The 4,495-nt window shown below is 49.2% G+C and carries 4 protein-coding genes; all 4 read left to right on the forward strand.

What is annotated here, in order from left to right; genetic code table 11:
- The coding region (locus tag GRP75_RS19795; RefSeq protein WP_160790142.1) for a transcription initiation factor TFIID at nt 1-1,585 on the forward strand (1,585 nt) is incomplete at its 5' end.
- A gap of 46 nt (nt 1,586-1,631) precedes the next feature.
- Entirely contained in the window at nt 1,632-2,921 is a 1,290-nt protein-coding gene (locus GRP75_RS19800) for a vWA domain-containing protein (RefSeq protein ID WP_023988389.1), read from the forward strand.
- 18 nt (nt 2,922-2,939) lie between these two features.
- Nucleotides 2,940-3,593, forward strand: coding sequence for a beta-mannanase (locus GRP75_RS19805; RefSeq protein ID WP_071558813.1), 654 nt, complete (start codon nt 2,940-2,942; stop codon nt 3,591-3,593).
- Nucleotides 3,594-3,609: 16 nt separating this feature from the next.
- Nucleotides 3,610-4,495, forward strand: an 886-nt coding sequence (locus tag GRP75_RS19810; protein WP_160790143.1) for a hypothetical protein, incomplete at its 3' end; no start/stop codon positions are given.

The following is a 4,495-nucleotide window of genomic DNA, read 5'->3' on the forward strand; positions in this document are numbered from 1 at the left end:
AAGCTGTGACATCATTTGCCACATTCAGCTTCTTAAAAACCGCTATCAGGCAGGAGATTCCTATCGGTCACAGGATGGGGGATACAACAATACATCGTTTAAAAACAACATCATGACGGAATCCGGGCGGCAGGGTTATGTGTCGGCTGGATTTTCCCGAGTCAACCGCCCTAACCAGTCAATCGCACTCACGGTGCTGTATCACTTTTATGTAAAGCTGCTAGAGCGTATGAGAACAGAGCAGGAGTGGGACATACGCGATAAGCTGAATTATTTTGGTTTAGATGCTGCTGAACGCGGTCGCACGCGAAATGATCTCGTTCCTGGTAATGAGGCGATCACGGACATGAGCGCACTGATGACCAGCGGAGCCAGCTACGGCTCCTTGAAGCGAATGACATTACGTGATGCGGAGGAAGCCTTGTTCGGTCAGGGCTGCGAAGCCTTTTTCCGCGATAACTGTGAACGGATTATGCACAAACGGTTGGGAGATTTTCAGGCGGAATCAGGTCTACAGTCGGCTGTGAATGCAGCTTCCAAGGAATATCCTGAAATCGGCTTATTCGAGTTGACAGACTGGACGGATGAAAATAAAACAGGAAATGTGCTTACGGCCATTCGGGGGCTGATTCGGGATACGTCCAATGACTTGCAGATTAGTACCGCTGAACTGGACACCCTGTATAGCGGTCAGGTGGAGGACCAGCCTTTTCAACGACTGCCACTCATGGATAAGCATAATGTGCGCAGCTTGATTCGTTACCTGACCGAGACGGTTTACGGGCACAAGCTGCACATGCTGCGAATTCAAGCCGATTTGGAGCTGCTTCGTCGCTATGAACTGGCACTAGAAAAATGGCATGCACAGGCGAAGCATATTACAGTACAGCTTTCCAGCCTGGAGCGTGAACTACATCAAGCTGCAACGGACAGTATTCGGCAGGCCGATAGTTACACAGGTCAAAACCTGTTCGAGTATTATGAGCGTGTGACGGAGGATGTCATGCGTGAGCTGGAAAGCAAGCGGGGAAAATCTATATTCTTTGATACCCGGCATATGGGGTCTGTATCCGGATTGCTGGACGGGGGTCTATCCGCATTGGTGGATCGACTTACGCAGACCTGTCGCACCTTGATTCTCAGTTCACAGCCGTTTAATCAGACCTTCGAAGAAGAATTATTGCGGCGTGCCAATGTAGCTGCTGCATATGAAAATCGGCTGGTCGTTCCGAAGGATGAGTTGTTTAAAAAACTGTATCAAACGTTGGAGGAACATGGCGGAATTAACGTACGTTTGCTCGACTATACCCATGAGCATCGGTATGAAGAAAAGTACTTCTTTGGTGACTACGAAGGCGAATTTCTTCCTTACGCTATGGATGTGGACATAACTTCGCGTATTTACAAGCTGGGTTTTGTACATGAGCGTCGCAGCAGCGGGGTGGAAAAGCTGCATTTGATGGGCGGCTTCCATCTGGAGGATCTGATGGTTTACCGCAACGGCAAAACGTATTATGAGACATATACTGCGAATGGTTTCGTGTTTCACGGAATCGACGTGGACCGGTTGCCGGAATTGCGGTAGCCACATATTAATCCTACTTTAATGATGGAAGGAAGCAACGATTCTTATGAAGCAACGTAAATTTAACGTTCTCCTATTACTGTTCGGCTTGTTGGGTGCTGTAGTAGGCTTCATCTTGGGAGAGCTTATTCTTCACAAATTGATAGGGCACTGGCCGCATATCGTCGTGATTGGGCTGTATTTTGGCATCATGGCACTGTGCATTGGCCTAGGTTGTCTGATTGGCGAACTAATTTCGCCACAGTTAAATGGGCATTCATGGCGGCAGCGCTACTCCGGGTTATCCTGGAAGTTACTGGTGCCTGCTACACTAGTGATGTTGTTCGTGGCAGGTCTGCTATTGGAGTTGGGCTATCAGGTTAACCCTGAAGGGCGCAAGAGCGTACAGGACCTCGTGCTTGTGATTGATAATTCCGGGAGTATGCAGCAAACAGATCCCGATAATGAGCGCCTAACGGCTGCCAAGAGTCTGATTGGCCAAATGGATGGAGACAAGCGGGTAGCCATTGTTTCATTTGAATCTGCTGCGCAGTTGGTTCAGCCATTTACTCCCATTGGCACAGATGCAGAGAAGCAAGCGGTTTATTCCAAAATCGATAGTATGCAGACTATAATGTCAGGCGGTACAGAGATCGGGCTTGCTTTGGACGAAACGATCAAAGAGATTGAAACCCAAGGTAATGCAGAAAAAGGTTCTCTCGTTATCATGCTCTCTGATGGCTTTAGCGATCTGGATACCCAGACAGCATTGGCTCCTTATATCGCCCGCCAGATTCCGATTAATACGATCGGGCTGAAACTGGCAGAGTCGGATGGTATAGCCTTATTGCAAAATATTGCTGACCTGACGGGCGGAACTTATTCTAATGTAGCCAATGCCCAAGGACTTACTCAGGCGTTCGGAAAAATATATAACAAAATCGGTGATCGCACACTGGTAACGGAGCGGACAGGTGAGTATGCCGACAGTCTGTATTTTGCCATTTATCGCGTAACGGCGCTGGTCATTATCGGCGCTTTATTGGGATTGGCTCTTGGGCTGATGTTCGATAACCGTTTTCTCGCACGGAATTTTGCGATTGGAGGAGTCCCGGCAGGCTTGCTCGCTGGTTTTATTTTGGAAAAGGGATTATCTGGATCGCCTATAGGTGACTTGATGATTCGTTTGGTGGCAGCGCTCGTACTGGCAGCCCTTATTGCTGTCTTTTCGCTTGTTTTGCCGATTGCGGAAAATACTCGCCGATCTTCCGGTGGAGGAAGTCAGGGTGCGCCATCAGGACGCCGGAGAGGGGCACCGGAAGCCCCGACGCGCAATCGACGCAGCAGTGGATTTTAGAACGGGAGGCTGGAACTTATGCAGTATAGGGAAGCACAGCCCGGTGATCCTATTATTTCGGAGCTGAGCCACAAAATTGATGACAACCGGGTTGTGTTACGCTGGCAGTGGCCTGAGGGCGCAGCCGTGGTATATATTGCGAAACAATCGGCCGATGCAGGTGTGAATGGGCAAAATGAGGGTGAAGTTTTGCCGCCTTTTTCAAGCCTAAAACTTTTTACACGCGAGGAGTATAAGGCTGCTGGCAGCTATCGTGACCGAATTGAAGGCATTGGACGCGTGCGGTATATCGTATATCCGGCTGTTCGGGAGGATGGAGACACTTATGTGATCCGTCAGCAAGACGGAGCCAACCAACTGGAGTTGAGCACGGGGAGGGCTAAAATCAGATATGCAGTTCACCATAAAAAAAGCTGGTTTCGCAGCCGCAAAACCGTCCAGATTCAGGTGACAGCCGAAGTTCCTGTCCCGCAAGAGGCGCTTTGCTACGTGAAGAAGCGCGGGGGTTATCCAGCAGACCGGGACGATGGAACCTTGTATCCGTTCACGGCACCTTTTGCCGCGGGACGGAATGTTTTACCCGCTGTTGAAGTGGGGGGAGATGAATATGTGCGGCTGTTTTTTACAGATGGCCAGAAATATGGCACGGTCTATGAATTAGTCCCTGAATGAAAGGAGGCCGCAACCGATGAGTTTTCTTAGCAATTTATTCAGAAGAAAGCCACAGGCAGCGCCAAGGCCGTTATTTTATGATATTGTGTGCCCTTATTGCTTTAGTAAATTTTCCCCGGAGGAAGTGGTATTCCGTGCTTCTCATCACCGTGAAGATGACGAGGACTACGCTTTGGGTGAAGATGAGCTGTTGAACAAATATCGGGAGCGTTTTGGTTTGGACAGTGTGCATGATATGGAGGCGATTTTGCATCCCCATGATGTCCCTGAGGAACATCGATTGTATTCTGATCATGTACTGACAGGACTGACGGACCGTTATGGCGAGCTGACGCGTCACCGACTGTGCCCGCACTGCCATAACGAACTGCCCGTGACCGCGGGTAAGGTGCCTAGCAATATCATTTCGATCATTGGAGCTTCGCAGGCGGGGAAATCTGTTTATATGACCTCACTGATTCACACGTTGCAGCATGTTACGGCCGATCATTTTGACGCGGCTTGCATGCCGCTCAATGCAGAGATCAGCCGAAAGTTCCGCACCATGTATGAGGAACCCCTATTTGAACGAGGGGATCTGCTTACATCGACACAAAAAGAAAAGATGCAGGAGCCTTTTATCTTCCAGTTTGTATTTAAGGATGAGGAAAAGCCGCCATTGACGCTGGTATTTTTTGATGTCGCCGGTGAGGGAATGGTAGATCAGGACTATCTGGGACTGCATGGACAGCATATTAAGAATTCTGCAGGTATTCTCTTTATGGTCGATCCACTGCAAATCCGCTCTATTCGGGAGCGCATTAAGATTAACCTTGGCGATAAGCCGGGTGAATGGGTCTCGCAATATGATGAACCGCGTGATGTCGTACTTACGATGTTCGGCGATTTTATCGCTTATCAGG

The sequence above is a fragment of the Paenibacillus sp. OT2-17 genome (assembly GCF_009827695.1).
In the GTDB taxonomy this organism is placed as follows: Bacteria; Bacillota; Bacilli; order Paenibacillales; family Paenibacillaceae; genus Paenibacillus; species Paenibacillus polymyxa_B.